The 17566-nt window shown below is 27.2% G+C and carries 18 protein-coding genes; 13 read left to right on the top strand and 5 right to left on the bottom strand.

Features of this window, described 5'->3' with window-relative positions:
- Positions 1 to 5: 5 nt before the first annotated feature.
- Genes OW763_RS00710 through OW763_RS00720 form a run of 3 tightly spaced genes read right to left on the bottom strand, consistent with a single transcriptional unit; the run spans position 6 to position 5131 of the window.
- Complete coding sequence (locus OW763_RS00710; protein WP_268039144.1) at positions 6 to 2012, bottom strand: methyl-accepting chemotaxis protein; 2007 nt, start codon at positions 2010 to 2012, stop codon at positions 6 to 8.
- Entirely contained in the window at positions 2013 to 2459 is a 447-nt protein-coding gene (locus OW763_RS00715; RefSeq protein ID WP_268039145.1) for a chemotaxis protein CheW, read from the bottom strand.
- A 2-nt stretch (positions 2460 to 2461) separates the two neighbouring features.
- Positions 2462 to 5131, bottom strand: coding sequence for a chemotaxis protein CheA (locus OW763_RS00720; RefSeq protein ID WP_268039146.1), 2670 nt, complete (start codon positions 5129 to 5131; stop codon positions 2462 to 2464).
- A 214-nt stretch (positions 5132 to 5345) separates the two neighbouring features.
- On the opposite strand from OW763_RS00720, the gene OW763_RS00725 reads away from it, so the two are divergent.
- The 13 genes from OW763_RS00725 to OW763_RS00785 all read left to right on the top strand — a co-directional run bounded on the left by OW763_RS00725 (position 5346) and on the right by OW763_RS00785 (position 15009).
- On the top strand, positions 5346 to 6113 hold the full coding sequence (locus OW763_RS00725; RefSeq protein ID WP_268039147.1) for a histidinol phosphate phosphatase: 768 nt from the start codon (positions 5346 to 5348) through the stop codon (positions 6111 to 6113).
- 149 nt (positions 6114 to 6262) lie between these two features.
- Positions 6263 to 7513, top strand: coding sequence for an ATP phosphoribosyltransferase regulatory subunit (locus tag OW763_RS00730; protein WP_268039148.1), 1251 nt, complete (start codon positions 6263 to 6265; stop codon positions 7511 to 7513).
- The gene (hisG, locus tag OW763_RS00735) at positions 7500 to 8144 is read left to right on the top strand and encodes an ATP phosphoribosyltransferase (RefSeq protein ID WP_272507219.1); all 645 of its coding nucleotides are present in this window, start codon (positions 7500 to 7502) and stop codon (positions 8142 to 8144) included. The genes OW763_RS00730 and hisG overlap by 14 nt, the downstream gene beginning before the upstream one ends.
- The gene (hisD, locus tag OW763_RS00740) at positions 8137 to 9414 is read left to right on the top strand and encodes a histidinol dehydrogenase (RefSeq protein ID WP_268039150.1); all 1278 of its coding nucleotides are present in this window, start codon (positions 8137 to 8139) and stop codon (positions 9412 to 9414) included. The genes hisG and hisD overlap by 8 nt, the downstream gene beginning before the upstream one ends.
- The gene (gene hisC, locus OW763_RS00745; protein WP_268039151.1) at positions 9411 to 10451 is read left to right on the top strand and encodes a histidinol-phosphate transaminase; all 1041 of its coding nucleotides are present in this window, start codon (positions 9411 to 9413) and stop codon (positions 10449 to 10451) included. The genes hisD and hisC overlap by 4 nt, the downstream gene beginning before the upstream one ends.
- 4 nt (positions 10452 to 10455) lie before the next feature.
- Positions 10456 to 11040, top strand: coding sequence for an imidazoleglycerol-phosphate dehydratase HisB (gene hisB, locus OW763_RS00750; protein WP_268039152.1), 585 nt, complete (start codon positions 10456 to 10458; stop codon positions 11038 to 11040).
- An 11-nt stretch (positions 11041 to 11051) separates the two neighbouring features.
- Entirely contained in the window at positions 11052 to 11654 is a 603-nt protein-coding gene (hisH, locus tag OW763_RS00755) for an imidazole glycerol phosphate synthase subunit HisH (protein WP_268039153.1), read from the top strand.
- On the top strand, positions 11651 to 12358 hold the full coding sequence (hisA, locus tag OW763_RS00760; RefSeq protein WP_268039154.1) for a 1-(5-phosphoribosyl)-5-[(5-phosphoribosylamino)methylideneamino]imidazole-4-carboxamide isomerase: 708 nt from the start codon (positions 11651 to 11653) through the stop codon (positions 12356 to 12358). The genes hisH and hisA overlap by 4 nt, the downstream gene beginning before the upstream one ends.
- A gap of 11 nt (positions 12359 to 12369) precedes the next feature.
- Entirely contained in the window at positions 12370 to 13131 is a 762-nt protein-coding gene (gene hisF / locus OW763_RS00765; protein WP_268039155.1) for an imidazole glycerol phosphate synthase subunit HisF, read from the top strand.
- A gap of 5 nt (positions 13132 to 13136) precedes the next feature.
- Positions 13137 to 13451, top strand: a complete 315-nt coding sequence (gene hisI, locus OW763_RS00770; protein WP_268039156.1) for a phosphoribosyl-AMP cyclohydrolase — start codon at positions 13137 to 13139, stop codon at positions 13449 to 13451.
- Between the two features lie 12 nt (positions 13452 to 13463).
- Positions 13464 to 13787 carry a phosphoribosyl-ATP diphosphatase gene (gene hisE / locus OW763_RS00775; RefSeq protein ID WP_268039157.1) on the top strand — a complete coding sequence of 108 codons (324 nt, stop codon included), beginning with the start codon at positions 13464 to 13466 and terminating at the stop codon, positions 13785 to 13787.
- A gap of 264 nt (positions 13788 to 14051) precedes the next feature.
- Positions 14052 to 14657, top strand: coding sequence for a hypothetical protein (locus OW763_RS00780; RefSeq protein WP_268039158.1), 606 nt, complete (start codon positions 14052 to 14054; stop codon positions 14655 to 14657).
- 166 nt (positions 14658 to 14823) lie between these two features.
- The gene (locus tag OW763_RS00785; protein ID WP_268039159.1) at positions 14824 to 15009 is read left to right on the top strand and encodes an alpha/beta-type small acid-soluble spore protein; all 186 of its coding nucleotides are present in this window, start codon (positions 14824 to 14826) and stop codon (positions 15007 to 15009) included.
- A 318-nt stretch (positions 15010 to 15327) separates the two neighbouring features.
- Here OW763_RS00785 and OW763_RS00790 read toward each other — a convergent pair whose 3' ends face one another.
- Entirely contained in the window at positions 15328 to 15978 is a 651-nt protein-coding gene (locus OW763_RS00790) for an ABC transporter ATP-binding protein (RefSeq protein ID WP_268039160.1), read from the bottom strand.
- A complete protein-coding gene (locus OW763_RS00795; protein WP_268039799.1) occupies positions 15978 to 17561 on the bottom strand; it encodes an ABC transporter permease in 1584 nt (527 codons plus the stop codon). The genes OW763_RS00790 and OW763_RS00795 overlap by 1 nt, the downstream gene beginning before the upstream one ends.
- Positions 17562 to 17566 lie beyond the last annotated feature (5 nt).

Below are 17566 nucleotides of genomic sequence, written 5' to 3' on the forward strand. Positions count from 1 at the left end.
TCCATTTATTTTATTTTATATTCACTTACAAAGTGATTTAATTCTTTTCCCATCTCATCAAGTTCTTTAGATAATTCACTAGCACTTGTAGCAATTTCAAGGTTCTGTTCTGTATCTGAGCTAATTTTCTCTATATTTCTAGAAATTTCATTAGCACCTACTGTCATTTCTCTAGAACTTCTTGCTACTTCATCTGTTTTTAAGGAAACTTCCTCTGTATTTTTTACAATTTCATTTGAAGTCATTGAAATTTCTGAAACAGATCGTGCCACTTCTGCAACTCCTTTACCTGCTTCTGATATACTTGTTAATATTTTTTCTGATTTTTCATTTACATTCTTAATTTCATTATTAATCATTCTTATTTTTTCTGAAGCTTCTGAAGAAGAATCAGATATTAATTGTGTATTTGAAGATTGTTCTGTTACAGCAGAAGACACTATATTAATTGATGTAACCATTTCATTCATAACATCATTTATAATTTTCATGGCTTTTACAGCCTCATTTGTATCTAATTGAATTTCCTTTATTTGATCACTTATTTCTTCTGTAGCTCCCGTGGTCTGTTTAGCTAATTCTTTAACTTCGTTAGCTACTACTGCAAACCCTTTACCAGCTTCTCCTGCGCCCGCTGCCTCAATAGCTGCATTTAATGCTAACATATTTGTTTGATCTGCTATATCATTAATGATATCAATAATTTTTCCTATATTTTTTGATAAATTATTTAACTTAATTATGCTATTAGTTGTTTGTTCAATTTTTTCCTGAGCATCTTCTGTTATATTTAAAGCTCTTTCTCCATTTTTACTTATTTCATTAATAGATATGTTAATTTCCTTAGTAGACGTTGCTATACTTCCTACAAATTTATAAATTTCCTCTGAAAAATCCAAGATTCCTCTAGTGCTTTCAGACATACCTTCTACTAAGTCTGATACTTTATCTATTTCTGAAGATGTTTGTGCTGATGATGACGCTATATTTCTGATATTAACCGAAAACTCTTCTGCTGCTGAAACAATCATACTTATATTATTACTAATCTCAGCTGAAGCATTTGCACTTCCTTCTATACTTGCAGTTATTTCCTCTATAGAAGCCATCACACTTGTTGTTTTATAATTGGTTGCTTTACTTTTTCCTGATAAATCCTCAGCAGTTGATAAAAGTACTCTCGAAATTTGGTTCAATTTTTCAGATTTTTCTTGTACATTTTCTGTAAATTTTTTCAGTTTACTCACAAAACTATTAAAAGCTATTGATAGTCTTCCAATCTCATCATACGAAAACATTTCTGCTTTAACAGTTAGATCCCCTTCTTCTGCTTTTTTCATTAAATTTTCCATATGCATTACTGCTTTAGTAATTGATGTTGTAGCATACTTACCTATTACTCCCACTAACACAATACCCAAACCTAATAGTAAAACAATAATTTTCATTGCATTATTTTCTTTATTTAAAATAAGCTCATTACTATTTTTAGAATCATTTGTTTTCATTTCTATGGCTTCATATATAAAATCTTTCATATCATTATAAGCTTGGTCATATTGTGGCGTCTCCATTAATAATTCAAGAGCTTCTTGATTTTTATCATCATAAACTAATTGTATTAGCCTATCTGTATATGACTTATAAATTTTAATTGCTTCTTTTGTTTCTTCAATTTTTTTTGCACTTTCCCCTGAAAATTTTATATGATTTAAGTTATCTTCAATAATATCAAATCCATTTGCTATCTCAGTTACATACTTATTTTTAACTTGGATATCTTTTTCTAAAATAATATCTCTTAAATAAACTCTTACGCCTTGAAATTGTTCTGCTATTTCTCCTGTCTTATTTAACGCTATGGTATTATTTTCATAATTTTCACTATTGATTTTAGATAAATCAGATAGATTTTTTATACCTAAAAATCCTATTACAAAAGTAATCAAAATAGTAGTGGTAAATGCTATACCTAATTTTTGCCCTATTTTTAAATCTTTAAACTTTTTCATTTAACTATCCTCCTCTAAATTTTCAATGTTGTATATCTTCTTTAAATCCAATATTCTTAAAAGTTTTTCTTCTAGTTTCATTATGTTAGCTATATATTTTTCTTTACTTTTTCCCATTCTTTCTGGTAATTTACAAAAATCTTCTTTTTTTACATCTATAACATCTTCAGTTCTATCTACTAAAAAACCTATCTCATCTAGATTTTCATAATTCGACTTTAACACAATGCACTTAGGTCTTATATTTTCTTTATCATGCTCTTCCCCCAGTATTAAACTTAAATCAAATAGAGTAATAATATTTCCTCTAAGATTCATCAATCCTTTAACATAATTTTTAGTATCAGGTACAGATGTATACTCTGTATTTCTTGTAATTTCTTTAACTAAATCAATATCTATCCCTAAAAGAGTTTGTCCTAAATAAAACGTTAATATTTTCTTCATTTTTATCCCTCTTTTTCTAACTGTGTTCTCACTGTTTCTATTTTATATTTTTCTGGGGCAGCCATTTCTAAGAGCTCATATATATTTAGTATTAAGGTTATTTTATTCTCTATAATCGCACTTCCTAATATACCTTTATAATTGAATTCATCATTATTTAATTTCATATGCATTTCTACAGCATCATATATTTTATCTATCAATATACCTGCTGGATATTTTATACCCTTTAGCATTATAACGTAATATTTTTTATTATATTTTTGCTGCTTGCTTATAGGTATATAATCTGATGGTCTTATAATCCTAAGTGGATTGCCCATAATTTTTACATATTCCTTATCCCCTATTAATTCAATATCTTCTAATTGAATTTCCTCTACTCTTTTAATGAAAGATAAATCTAATCCAATTGTTTCATATTGTGAGCATTTAAATAATATAATTTTTCTTTTTTCTTCTATGTTTTCATTCTTTTCTTTTTCTATTTTTAGTTTTATCAATTCACTTTCATCTTTTAACTTTAATTTAGCTTTTTGTATAATACCATTTACATCTAAAATCATTGCTACTTTTCCATCTCCCAAAATTGTTACACCTGAGTAACAATTTGAATCTTTTATATATTTAGGCAGTGATTTTACTAATATTTCTTCACGTCCTTGAATTTCATCTACAATTAAACCAAATTCTTTAAAACCAATTTTTAAAACCAATATCCTTATTATTTTATCACTGCAACCTTCACAAGAATTTTCACATTTTCCTTCCAATATTTCTGTTAAATTGACAATTGGCAAAAACTTATTTCTAAGTTTTAAAACCTTAGAATCATTTATTTGTTCTATTCTTTTATTTTTATCTTTTGAGGTAACTCTAACTATCTCTTTAAGATTAATTTGTGGAAGAACAAATTTTTGATTTTTACTCTCTACTATAAGCGAAGAAATTATAGCAAGAGTTAATGGAATTATAAGTCTAACTGTAGTCTCTTTTTCTTTTTTTGTATATATTTCAATATTTCCACCTAATTTTTTTATGTTAGTTTTTACTACATCCATTCCTACTCCACGTCCTGAAATATTAGTTACATTCTCTATTGTAGAAAATCCTGGTATTAGAATAAGTTCTATAATTTCTTTTTCTGTCATTAAGAGAAGTTCATTTGGGGAAACTAATTTTTTTTCTAAAGCTGTCGTTTTTATCTTTTCTATATCTATTCCTTTACCATCATCCTTTACATCTATTATTACATATCCCGCTCTATAGTACGCCTTTAATCTTACATTCCCAGCATCCGGTTTTCCTTTTTTCAATCTTTCTGTACTATTTTCTAATCCATGATCTGCAGCATTTCTTACTAAATGAGTTAGCGGATCAGACAAAGCTTCTATAATAGACTTGTCTAACTCAACTTCTCCACCTTCTATTTCTAATTTAATATCCTTATTTAAACTTTTTGATAAATCTCTAATTATTCGCGGAAATTTATCAAAAATGTTAGCAATAGGCTGCATTCTTGTCTGCATTACTTTTTCTTGTAAATTAGATGTTAAATAGTCTATATGCTGAATAATTCCATCTACACCTTGAATATCCTTTTTGTGATTTTCCATAGATCTTAATAATTGATTTCTACCTAACACTAATTCTCCAGTTAAATTTAATAAATCATTTAAAAGACTTAATTTAACTCTAATACTTTCTTCTTTGTGTTGGCTATTTTTTTGCTTTATAATGTTTTTTTCTTTTTGGTAAACATCCTCATATTCTTCTGTTAACGCAATTTGATTATATGATTTATCTGGATTTTGTTTTTGATTGTTATTTTCATTAACCTCTATAACATTTTTATTATTCACTTCTAGATTATCTTTTTCTTCTAAAAATTTTATATTATCTTCTATTGTATATTCATGTATTTTAATTTCATCTAAATTTAATGCTAAAAGAATCAATTCTTTTTCTAATATAGAGGATACTAACAAATATAATCTATCTTCTGATTTATTCAATTTCTCTAAATCTATAATTTTACTAGTATCTATATTAGAGTCAATTATTTCACCTATAGACTTAACACATTCTATTAATTCCATAATTTCTATATTATTTTCTTTTAAATCCATTAAATTAATACTTATTTCATAAAACATGTGACCTATTTTTTTAGCTTTCCTTATTATTTCATAATCTATTTTTTCAAAATGAAAATTTTTATTGTAATTATCTAAATTAGTATTAATATCACATATATCTAAATTTTCTTTCTCTTTATTTCCTTGTAAAATTTGTAATTCCAACTGTAAAATATTATTTATTTTAGTGATATACTCATCTACATTAACATTTTCATTATCATATACATTTTCACTCAATGTTTTCAAACAATCATTAGCCGAAAGTAGTATGTCTATATCTCTATCATTCAATTTATACTTGTTATTTCTTATTTTTCCAAATAAGTTTTCCATTGAATGAGCTAACTCTACAATTTTATCTAACTTGAAGAAACCTGCTGTACCTTTTATACTATGAACTGCTCTAAATATTTTGTTGATACACTCAACATTCTCTTTTTCATCATTTAATTGCAGCAAACATTTTTCAACATTTGAAGTATGGACTTTAGCCTCTTCTATAAAATCGTTTATAAATTCTTCATTTATCATTTGGGTTCCACCTTTATGAAAATATACCAATAAATTATCCAGTTTAATTATTTAAAACAAATATTGTTATATTTTTTCGCTAATATAACAATACTATATCATATTATTTCTACAAAAAACTATCTCTTTTTTAATCTTTATTTTCCTTTTTAATACTTCCTATAACCTATTTAAAAGTGTTATACTATTCTAAAAAATATACGGGAGGTCACTTATGTTTGATTCACATATGCACACATCTTTTTCATCAGATTCAGAAATGAATATAGAATCTGCTATTAAGAAAGGACAAGATTTAGATATAGGACTAATTGTAACAGATCATTATGATTATAATTTTCCTATAGAAGGAGAATTCATATTTGATGTAAATACTTATTTTGATACATATTCCAAATATAGAAATGATAAACTACTTTTAGGTATTGAACTTGGAATGAAAGAAGATGCCTTAGAAGAAAATAAAAAACTCTGTGAAAAATATAAATTTGATTATGTTATAGGTTCAATTCATGTTATTAATAACATTGACATATATGAAGAACTATTCTATAAAGGAAAATCTAAAAAAGAAGTTTATCTTCAATATTTTAATGCAATGTTAAATTGTGTCAAATCTCATGATTTTATAGATTCCTTAGGTCATATAGACTACATTTCTAGATATGCAAGATTTCCGGATACTGAAATTTACTATAATGAATATAAAGAAGTAATAAGTGAAATACTTAAAACAATAATCAATAATGATATTGTTTTAGAATTAAATGCAAAAAGATTAAATAATAATAAAAACATTAAAGAAATGATTAATATTTATAAAAGATATTATGAATTAGGCGGTAAATACGTTACTCTTGGTTCTGATGCCCATACTTCTGAAAACATTGCAATAAATTTTAATAATGCAAGATATATACTTGAAGAATGTAAACTTAAAGATATTTATTTTAAAAATAGAAACAAAAACTTTAACATATAAGAAAAGTGCAACGCACTTTTCTTATAATGTGTAGCAATTTTATAAGTTTTTTCTTGACAAATTATTATAAAGAATGTATTATTATATAAATCACTTTAGTTCGCTAAATCATTAGCGTGATAAAACAATAAAATTTATAGGAGGTATATATGAATAGCTATAAAAATTATATACCAGATGGTACAAAAGATATTCTATTCAATGAATGTAGTTCTAAAAAAAATATTCAGCATCTTATCAGAAATACTTTTATCGAAAGAGGATATAAAGAAGTTATCTCACCTACATTAGAATATTATGACGTATTTGATTTTAAAAACCAACCTATACCTCAAGAAAAAATGTATAAGTTTTTTGATAACAAAGGCAGAATACTTGTACTTAGACCAGATATGACCATGCCTATAGCTAGAATTTGTAGTAGCAAAATAAGTAATTTCCCAATTAAATTATGCTATAGCGAAAATGTTTTTAGAATGAATGAGAGTTTGCATGGTAAGATGAATGAAATCACCCAATCTGGAGTTGAAATAATTGGAGCTAGCGATGTAAAAGCAGATGCGGAACTTATAATTACTGCTATTGAATCATTAATAAATGTGGGAATAAATAATTTCAAAATTGAAATAGGTAATATAAATTTTTATAAATCAATTATTGAAGATATAGGTATGGATGAAATAGAAACAGAAAAACTCAGAAAATTAGTTGAAAATAAAAATTTTGCTAGTGTAAGAAATTTCATTAATGAGAGAAAAAATATTATAGATGAAAACTCTATAGAAATACTTAAAAAATTGCCTGAATTGTTTGGAAATATTAGCACGATAAATGAAGCTGAAAAACTAATTAATGACAAAAACGCCTTATGTGCACTAAATAATATAAGAGAAGTATACTCCTTAATAGATAATATGGGATATAGTGAATTTATTTCTATCGACTTAGGAATGATACAACATATAAATTATTATACTGGATTTATATTTAGAGGATACGTTAATGAACTGGGAGAAGAAATATTAAGTGGCGGAAGGTATGATAATTCACTAGAAGAATTTGGAAATGGGAATTATGCTACTGGATTTGCATTAAATATTGATAACATTTTAAAAACATTAAAAAATAAAAATGAACCCCAAGAAGAGCTAAAGCCCCAATATATCATTTATTATCAAACTAATTTAATCAAAAAAGCATATGAAATATACAATAAACTCAAGAAAAAAATTAGAGTTGAAATGGCCCTTATAAATAATGAAAATGATGCAATAAAATATTGTTATGATAACAATATTGATAAACTGATTAGCCTTACAACTAAACATAAAATAATATTTGATATACCTAATAATACAAATAAAGCTTTTAATTGGAGTGAATTTAATGAAAAATATTAGGATAGCCTTAACCAAAGGAAGAATTGAGAAAAGCGCTATTAAAATTTTTGAAAATATAGGAATAGATTGCAGCCAATTAAAAAATAAAGGTAGAAAATTAATATTTAAAAGTAATAATTCAAATATAGAGTTTGTCCTTGTTAAAGCTGCTGATGTTTTAACATATGTTGAACACGGTACAGTTGATATTGGCATAGTAGGGAAAGATACTTTGTTAGAACAAAATAAGGAATTTTATGAAGTAGCTGATTTAAAAATAGGAAAATGTAAATTTTCATTAGCATCACTCCCCTCTTTTAATATTAACGAAGGATATAACAGAAAAAAAATAGCTACAAAATATCCAAATGTAGCAGCTAATTTTTTCAGATCTAAAGGTTTTGATGTTGAAATAATTAAAATAGAAGGTTCTGTAGAGCTAGCTCCTATATTAGGTTTAGCTGATGCAATAATAGATATAGTAGAAACTGGTAATACATTAAGAGAAAATGGATTAGTTATATTTGAAAATGTATGTGATATTAGTGCAAGAATGATTGTAAACAGAGCAAGTATGAAAATGCGGAAAAACGAGATAGTAGATATAATTCAAAAAATCGAGAAATATGTAGAAGGAGGTAGCAATGATTAATATAATCCAAGATAATATTAATGAATATATTCAAATAATAAAAAATAGAGCTAACACAGTTCAAAGTGATGTTAGCATTGTCGTTGAAAAAATATTAAAGGATATTAAAGTAAATGGAGATAATGCAGTACTAAATTACACTAAAAAATTTGATAGTCAAAATATAACAAATCTAAAAGTGTCTAAGGAAGAAATTAAAAATGCTTATACTAAAGTTGATGATGAATTTGTAAATGCACTAAAATTGGCTAAAGAAAATATTAAATCATATCATAAAAAACAAGTTCAAAATTCTTATATTACCACTAAAAATGAAATAGTTATGGGTCAAGTCATTAGAGGTCTTGAAACCGTTGGAATATATGTACCTGGAGGTACAGCAGCTTATCCATCATCTGTGCTTATGAATGCTATTCCTGCTAGTGTAGCTAAGGTAGATAAACTAGTTATGGTTACTCCTCCACTAGAAGATGGAAGTATAAATGCTAATATATTAGTAGCAGCAGATATTGCAGGTGTTGATGAAATATACAAGGTGGGTGGTGCACAAGCCGTTGCTGCTTTAGCATATGGTACTGAAAGTATACCAAAAGTTGATAAAATAGTAGGTCCTGGAAATATTTACGTCGCAACTGCTAAAAAGATGGTTTTTGGAAATGTAGATATTGATATGATCGCAGGTCCTAGTGAAATACTTATTATCAGTGATAAAAATGGTAATGAAAAATATATAGCTGCTGACTTGATGTCACAAGCTGAGCATGATATATTAGCTTCTTCTATATTAGTTACCACATCAATGGATTTAGCTAAAAAAGTGAAAAGCGAATTAAAAAACCAAGTACAATACTTAAGCAGAAAAGAAATAATTGAAAAATCATTAAATAATTTTGGTGCTATTATTGTTGTGGAAAATATAGACGAAGCAATAAAAATTGCAAATATAATTGCACCTGAACATTTAGAACTTATGATTAATGAACCTTTTATATATCTTAATGAAATTAAAAATGCTGGTTCAATTTTCTTAGGATACTATTCACCTGAACCTTTAGGCGATTACTTTGCGGGACCAAACCACGTATTGCCTACTAGTGGTACTGCTAAATTCTTCTCTCCTCTATCTGTAGATGATTTTATAAAAAAATCAAGCTATTTATATTATTCAAAAAATGCTCTAAATAAGGTAAAAGAACCAATAATAAAACTTGCTGATACAGAGGGACTAACGGCTCATGCAAATTCTATAAAAGTGAGGTTCGATTTATGAAATACATAAGAGATGATTTAAAAGATTTCACACCATATTTAGTTGAGAAAAAAAAATACGACATAAGATTGGATGCAAATGAAAGTTTTTTAAAATATAATAATGAAATATTACAAAAAATGTGTACAGCATTACTTAAGACTGATTTTAATAGATATCCTGATGCTGATGCTAGCAAAGTATGTAATTTATATTTAGATTACTTAGGTATAAAAGATGTTAGTATTATTGCAGGTAATGGTTCAGATGAACTTATTCAAATCATTGCTAACACCTTTTTAAATAATAACGACAAAGTAATGATGCTAGATCCAGATTTTAGTATGTATGGAGTATATACTAAATTAGCAAAAGGTAATATTATCAAATTTCCACTTGATGATAATTTTAATATTAACGTTGATACTCTCATTAATGAGATCAATAAAAACAATGTTAAAATATTATTCTTATCAACTCCAAATAATCCTACTGGAAACATAACCAAGCAAGATGACTTATTAAAAATAATTAACAATTCAAACTGCATAGTTGTTGTTGATGAAGCATATGTTGAATTTTATGGTGAAAGTATAGTTAATGAAATCAATAATTATGATAATTTAATTATATTACGAACCCTATCAAAAGCAGTAGGTCTTGCAGCTATAAGACTTGGTTTTTTGCTTACAAATAATGAATTATACAAACAAATATATAAAGCCAAACCACCTTTTAATGTGAATTCAATTACACAAAATTTAGCCACAGTAGTATTAGAAAATAAAGATATAATACAAGAAAACATAAATATTATTTTAAAAGAAAAAGAATTTTTATACAGTGGTCTTAAAAAAATAAATGATATTAAAATTTATAAATCTTACTCAAATTTTTTCTTAATAGAATGCGATAATGCATCATATATAAATAACTTATTAGAAACTAACGGTATTAAAGTTAGATATTTTGGAAAAGGAAGATTAAAAAACTATTTAAGAATAAATGTAGGCAGTAGAGAAGAAAATATATCATTATTAAATGTATTGAGTAGGTGAAATAATGAGAAACTTTGAATTAAATAGAGATACATTTGAAACTTCTATAAAAGCTAGTCTAAATATAGATGGACACGGTGAAAGCACTATTAATACTGGAATTGGTTTTTTTGATCACATGTTAACTCTTTTTGCTAAACATGGTTTCTTTGACTTAACCTTAAATACAATTGGAGATATCCATGTAGATTCACATCATACTATTGAAGATGTAGGTATAGTATTAGGACAATGTATAAAGAATGCTTTAGGTGATAAAAATGGTATTAAAAGATATGGCACAAGTTATTTGCCTATGGATGAAACTTTAGCTTTAGTAAGTCTTGATATAAGCAATAGACCTTTCTTAGTCTTTGATGCAAATTTCACCACTCCAAAACTAGGAGATTATGATACTGAGATGACAGAGGAATTTTTTAGAGCGTTAGCCTTTAATGCAGGTATAACACTGCATATTAAAATACTTCATGGAACCAATAATCATCATATGATAGAAGCAATCTTTAAGGCATTTGCTAGAGCCTTAAATGAAGCAACCACTATAGATAATAATATAAAAGGTGTGTTATCAAGCAAAGGCAGTTTGTAAGGAGTGAATTTATGATAGCAATAATAGATTATGGCATGGGAAATTTAAAAAGTGTTGAAAATGCTTTTAAATTGTTAAATATAGAAACCATAATTACAAGTGAAGAAAAAGAAATACTAAACTCTGATGGAATAATACTTCCAGGAGTAGGGGCATTTCCTGATGCTATGGATTGTATTAAAAGAAATAATATAGATGATATTATTTATAAAGCTGTATCTATGAATAAACCTTTATTAGGTATTTGTTTAGGAATGCAATTATTATTTGAAAGCAGCAGTGAAATCAAAGAAACAAAAGGATTAGGTCTTATAAAAGGTCATATAAAAAAATTTGAAGTTGATTTAAAAATTCCACATATGGGTTGGAATAATTTAATAATAAAAAAAGAAAATATGTTGTTAAGTAATATAAAAGAAAATTCTTATGTATACTTTGTTCATTCATATCATGCAGTATGTGAAGAAAAATATTTAGATGCATATTGTAAATACGACTTAAATGTTCCCGCTGTAGTTAGCAATGGAAATATATTTGGTATGCAATTTCATCCTGAAAAAAGTGGAGATGTGGGAATAAATATGCTTAAAAACTTTGGGGAGATGATAAAATGATTATATTTCCAGCAATAGATATTAAAAACAGGAAATGTGTTAGACTTTATAAAGGTGATTTTGATACAACAGAAGTAATGGCTGAAGATCCCGTAGAAGTAGCAAAAAAATTTGAAGCAGCAGGTGCAGAATATTTGCATATAGTAGATTTAGATGGAGCACAAAAAGGAGTTATCGAAAACATTGATATCATTGAAAATATCATAAATTCCATTAACATCCCTATTGAACTAGGCGGCGGAATAAGAGACATAGAAACAATAAATTCTCTTATTAAAAAAGGTGTATCAAGAGTTATACTTGGTACTGCTGCTCTTAATAATAAGGATTTAGTGCTTGATGCATTAAAAAAACATAAAGAAAAGATTGCAATCTCTATTGATGCCAAAAATGAACTAGTTGCTATAAATGGATGGGTTAATTTAAGTGAAGTGAATTACATAGACTTCGCAAAAGAAATGGAAAATATCGGAGTCGGAACTATTATCTTTACTGATATTAGCAAAGATGGAACTTTAAAAGGTCCTAACTATGAGCAGTTAACAGAATTAAATAAAAACGTAAAATGTAACATAATAGCTTCAGGTGGTATAAAAGATATAAATGATATTATTAAACTTAAAGAAATGAACTTATATGGAGCTATAACTGGTAAAGCAATATATTCAGGAAATATTAATTTAGAGGAAGCTTTAAAATTATAGGAGGTTTTATTTTGCTAACTAAAAGAATAATCCCCTGTCTTGATGTTAAAATGGGTCGAGTTGTTAAAGGAGTTAATTTCGTTAATTTAAAAGATGTAGGTGATCCTGTACAAGTAGCAGAAGTATATAATAAACAAGGTGCCGATGAAATAGTTTTTTTAGATATAACTGCAACTCATGAAGGTCGAAAAACTATGATAGATGTTGTTAGACGTACCGCTGAAAAAATTTTTATACCACTTACAGTTGGTGGTGGTATAAATAGCTTAGAAGACATTAAAAACATTTTACGAGCAGGTGCTGATAAAATATCTATTAATTCCTCTGCTATTAAAAATCCTGATCTTATAAAGGAAGCTTCAGATAAATTTGGAAGTCAATGTATAGTTATAGCTATTGATGCTAAACTTCGTGATGATAAAAGTGGTTACAATGTTTTTGTACATGGTGGTAGAATTGATACTAATATCGATGCTGTTCAGTGGGCAAAAAAAGTAGAATCCTTAGGAGCTGGAGAAATATTACTTACAAGTATGGATTCTGATGGTACTAAAGATGGATACAATTCAAATCTTTGCAATGCTATTTGTAATGCAGTTAATATTCCAGTAATAGCTTCTGGCGGATGTGGAAAAGTAGAAGATTTTTATGATGTTTTTAATAAAACAAATGTAGATGCGGCACTTGCAGCATCAATATTTCATTATAACCAAAATACAGTTTCAGATGTAAAGAAATACTTAAATAATAAAAATATAAGTGTAAGGTTGTAGATATTATGGATATTTTAAACAAAGTTGATTTTTCCAAAGGATTAGTTCCAACTATAATACAAGATTATGAAAACAATGAAGTTCTTATGCTTGCTTATATGGATAAAGAAGCTTTAAAAAGAACTTTAGAAAGTAACCAAACTTGGTTTTACAGCAGAAGTAGAAAAGAATATTGGCATAAAGGTGCAACATCAGGACATTTTCAAGATGTAAAAGAAATATATATAGACTGTGATAATGATACTCTACTTATAAAAGTAATTCAAACTGGTGCTGCTTGTCATACTGGTAATAGATCATGCTTTTATACTAAAATATAAAGGAGTTTAATTATGGACGTTATAAAAGATTTATATACAATTATTAAAGAAAGAAAAGAACAAAAAATAGAAGGTTCCTATACTAATTATTTATTTGAAAAAGGAACAGATAAAATATTAAAAAAAGTAGGCGAAGAATGTACAGAAGTAATTGTAGCTTCTAAAAATGATGACAAAAATGAACTAGTAAATGAAACCTGTGACTTGATATACCATATGCTAGTTTTGCTTGCAAATAGTAATATTCCTATAGATGATATTGAAAAAGAATTATTAGAAAGACGAAAAAAAATAGGAAATAAGAAAAATGAAAGAAAAGAAATACAAACTTATTAATTACTAAAATAATATATAATATCAGCTAAAAGAGAATCCAATATAAAGTCAATGCAGTTATTACTACTGTCACTGCTTATTGGGTTCTCTTTATATTATTAATATTATTGAAACTATCATAATTATGCTACAAAAGCTTATAATTTTCACAATTTAATCACAATTGTACCATATTTTAATCAAATTTTATTAGTATTATAAATACATAAGATAAATAAAAAAACTTAATAAACACAAAATATAAACAAATGGGAGGAATTAATTATGAAAAAAAGAAAAATTTTAGCTACATTAACATTAGTTTTAACTTTAGGATTAGGTGCTACTGCATTCGCTCAAAATGTAATACCTACTGATAACACACCAACTTCAACTACAACTACTAATTCAACTACAACAAAAGGAATTGGTTTAAGAAGAATAACAGGTAAAAGAGGATATGATTACGTTGTTTCTATAGCTAAAGATATTCTTAACATTGATGATGCTGCAATAGATCAAGCAAGAGCTGAAAATAAAACTATATATGATTTATTAGAAGAAAAAGGCATATCTCATGATGATTTTAAAGCTAAATTAATAGAATCAAAAGAAAAAGCAATAGATAATGCCGTTGAGCAAGGAACTATAACTAAAGAAGAAGGTGAAACTTATAAAGAAAATATAAAAAACAATTCAGCAAATGCTGTTCCAGGCCAAGGTAGACTTGGAGCGCCGAGAGGCAACGGTCAAGGTTTAAAAGATGGAACTGGCTCTAGAAATGGCGGTGGAAAAGGAAGAGGAACTGGAAACGGTTTAAGAGATGGAAGTGCTGGTGGCCAAGGCAGCCGTGGCGCAAGCAATGGATACAATTGTGTACTAAATGATTAATCACACTATAAGAATATTGCTTTGCAATATTCTTATATCATGTATTTAACTCTTGTCCTTTTTATTGCCAAGCTTTCCATTAGGTCACTAACATATTTCCTCTATATTTGTGCAAGCTATGAATATAAACACAAATAAAACTCACTTAACAAAGGAGGAAAAATATATGTCATATAAAAAATTAGTTCCAGAAGCTCGCGAAGGACTTAATAGAATGAAAATGGAAGTTGCTAATGAAATAGGAGTACCTTTAAAACAGGGTTATAATGGAGAATTAACTTCTAAGCAAAATGGCTCTGTTGGTGGAGAAATGGTAAAAAAAATGGTTCAACAGTATGAACAAAATCTATAATATTTATATATATAAAAAATAACTCATATGCGGATTCAAATCCGCATATGAGTTATTTTTGCATAAAATTTTCTTAGATACCAATAATAGATATAAAACTTTAATATAAGGAGTAATCTTCTATGTCAAAGAAAGAATTTTTTCTATGTTTAGTTCCTATTCTCCCACTAATTTTTTTAGCCGTATCAAAAATGCTAAATGAAACTTTTGTTGTGTTCTCTTTAATATGGTTAGTAGTTACGAGTTTGTTATTAATCGTATATCTGCTAAAAACACAAAGTAAAGAACAATAAATATGGAGTTTGGTGACTTAAAGATTTAGGTAATTTTACCTTTAGTTAAAACTATAACTTGATCTGCAATAGCTTTTGCATCTTCTTCATCATGAGTAACAAAAATTGAAGTTATACCCGTCTGCTTTATTATTTGCTTAAGCTCATTTCTTATTTTTTTCTGTAGATGAGCATCAAGATTACTAAACGGTTCATCTAAAAGTATTAGAGCGGGTTGTGGCGCAATAGCTCTAGCTAAAGCTACTCTTTGCTGCTGCCCTCCACTTAATTCATAAGGATATCTTTTTTCATATCCCTGCAAATTAACAAGCTTTAATACTTCTTCTAATCTTTTTTTCTTTTCACTACGTAAAATTTTTTTAAGCCCAAATTTAATATTCTCCTCAACAGTCATGTGTGGAAATAATGCATAGTCCTGAAACACCATTCCAATTCCTCGTTTTTCAGGATAAATAAAAGTACTATCATCAACCATAACTTTACCGTCTATCTTAATAGTGCCACTTAAAGCCTCTTCCAATCCAGAAACTAATCTTAATATTGTGCTTTTACCACATCCACTTTCACCTAATATACAAACAATCTCACCTTGCTTTATATTTAAACTAAAATTCTTTATTACATTTTCTTCACTATTTTTATATTTAAAATTTAAATTTTTTATCTCAATGTACATTATTTTTCCTCCTTATCCCCTATTTTATAGAAGAAATATATAGCTAAAAAACTTATCAAAATAATTACTATTGACGCAACAGCTGCCTCATGAATCATTTCATCATTAGCATATTCATAAGCCTTAGTAGCTAGTGTATTAAAGTTAAATGGTCTTAAAATTAAGGTTAGTGGTAATTCCTTTAAAACTTCTATAAATACTAAAAAAAAGCCACTTAGTACTGTACCTTTTATCATTGGCAAATCAACCTTAAAGAATGTTTTCGTTATACCAAACCCCAAAGTTCTTGATGCTTCTGAAAACTTTGTTCCTATTTTTTCGAATCCCGCTTCTACTGAATTATATCCTACCGCTAAAAATCTAATTATATATGCAAAAATTAACATGACTATACTAGTACTAAGTACTAAACTTGAAGAATTAACCCCAATAACCTTGTATAACCATTGTAGTTTTCTATCTAATGCAACAAAAGCAACAATAACCCCAATAGCAATAACCGCACCAGGAATTGAATATCCTAAAACTGTTATTCTTGAATAAATCTTTGATACAGCATTATCATTAAGTCTACAATAATTTGCTATAATTAAAGCAAAAATAACTATTAAAACTGCTGTAATCAATGCAACTGATAGAGAGCTAAACATGAATTGAATAAACTCCACACGTAATATTTTTTTATAAGTCAATAAGCTCCAGCTAAACAACTGAATAGTTGGTATTAAAAAGCCTAATGTAAAAATAATAAAACAGAATAAAGAAGCTATAAAAGCCTTAATTCCCTTTAGTTTTGTTCTTGATATAGGTCTTATTTTAGTAGTAGTAAAACTGTATTTCCTTCTTCCTCTTAAAAACTTTTCTAGAACTAACAATGTTAAAATTACTATTATAAGTATAGATGCTAATCTCGATGCAGAATCTATATCTCCCATACCAAACCAGGTTTTAAAAATAGCTGTACTAAAGGTTTGAACTCCAAAATAATTTACAACTCCATAATCATTTAATATCTCTAAAATCACTATACTTACTCCACCAACAATTGACCCTCTTAATATAGGCAGAACTACATACCAAAATATTTCTAAAGAACTTCTACCTAATACCCTACCATTTTCTATTAATGATGCAGACTGCTTTTCTAAAAAAGCTCTAGTTATCATATAAACATAAGGAAATAAAAATATAGTAAATATGAAAATAGCTCCTTCTATAGACATAATATCGAAGAACTTAGGGTTCACTTTTATATTCAGATTTCTTAGAGTAATTTGAATTATTCCAGTATAGCTTAACATTCCATTGTATGTATAAGCAGCAATATATGGTGGAATTGCTAAGGGTAAAATAAGCGCCCACTTGAAGAATTTCCTCAATGGGAAATCATAAACAGATATTATCCACGATAAAATTGTACCTATCAGTACTGTTAAACTTCCTGTTATAATAACTATTTTTAATGAATTAATTACATATCCTTTTAAAAGATATTGCTTAATATGGTACCAATTTTCATTAGGTTCTTTAAATACATTAACAAACATTTGTATATTAGGTAAAATAATCATCATAACTATCATAAAGC

The organism is Clostridium aestuarii, assembly GCF_026735135.1.
Lineage (GTDB): Bacteria > Bacillota > Clostridia > Clostridiales > Clostridiaceae > Clostridium_H > Clostridium_H aestuarii.

Coding starts and splice junctions, on each gene's coding strand:
- OW763_RS00710 (WP_268039144.1), bottom strand. CDS start 2,012: ATGAAAAAGTTTAAAGATTTAAAAATAGGGCAAAAATTAGGTATAGCA.
- OW763_RS00715 (WP_268039145.1), bottom strand. CDS start 2,459: ATGAAGAAAATATTAACGTTTTATTTAGGACAAACTCTTTTAGGGATA.
- OW763_RS00720 (WP_268039146.1), bottom strand. CDS start 5,131: ATGATAAATGAAGAATTTATAAACGATTTTATAGAAGAGGCTAAAGTC.
- OW763_RS00725 (WP_268039147.1), top strand. CDS start 5,346: ATGTTTGATTCACATATGCACACATCTTTTTCATCAGATTCAGAAATG.
- OW763_RS00730 (WP_268039148.1), top strand. CDS start 6,263: ATGAATAGCTATAAAAATTATATACCAGATGGTACAAAAGATATTCTA.
- hisG (WP_272507219.1), top strand. CDS start 7,500: ATGAAAAATATTAGGATAGCCTTAACCAAAGGAAGAATTGAGAAAAGC.
- hisD (WP_268039150.1), top strand. CDS start 8,137: ATGATTAATATAATCCAAGATAATATTAATGAATATATTCAAATAATA.
- hisC (WP_268039151.1), top strand. CDS start 9,411: ATGAAATACATAAGAGATGATTTAAAAGATTTCACACCATATTTAGTT.
- hisB (WP_268039152.1), top strand. CDS start 10,456: ATGAGAAACTTTGAATTAAATAGAGATACATTTGAAACTTCTATAAAA.
- hisH (WP_268039153.1), top strand. CDS start 11,052: ATGATAGCAATAATAGATTATGGCATGGGAAATTTAAAAAGTGTTGAA.
- hisA (WP_268039154.1), top strand. CDS start 11,651: ATGATTATATTTCCAGCAATAGATATTAAAAACAGGAAATGTGTTAGA.
- hisI (WP_268039156.1), top strand. CDS start 13,137: ATGGATATTTTAAACAAAGTTGATTTTTCCAAAGGATTAGTTCCAACT.
- hisE (WP_268039157.1), top strand. CDS start 13,464: ATGGACGTTATAAAAGATTTATATACAATTATTAAAGAAAGAAAAGAA.
- OW763_RS00780 (WP_268039158.1), top strand. CDS start 14,052: ATGAAAAAAAGAAAAATTTTAGCTACATTAACATTAGTTTTAACTTTA.
- OW763_RS00785 (WP_268039159.1), top strand. CDS start 14,824: ATGTCATATAAAAAATTAGTTCCAGAAGCTCGCGAAGGACTTAATAGA.
- OW763_RS00790 (WP_268039160.1), bottom strand. CDS start 15,978: ATGTACATTGAGATAAAAAATTTAAATTTTAAATATAAAAATAGTGAA.
- OW763_RS00795 (WP_268039799.1), bottom strand. CDS start 17,561: ATGATAGTTATGATGATTATTTTACCTAATATACAAATGTTTGTTAAT.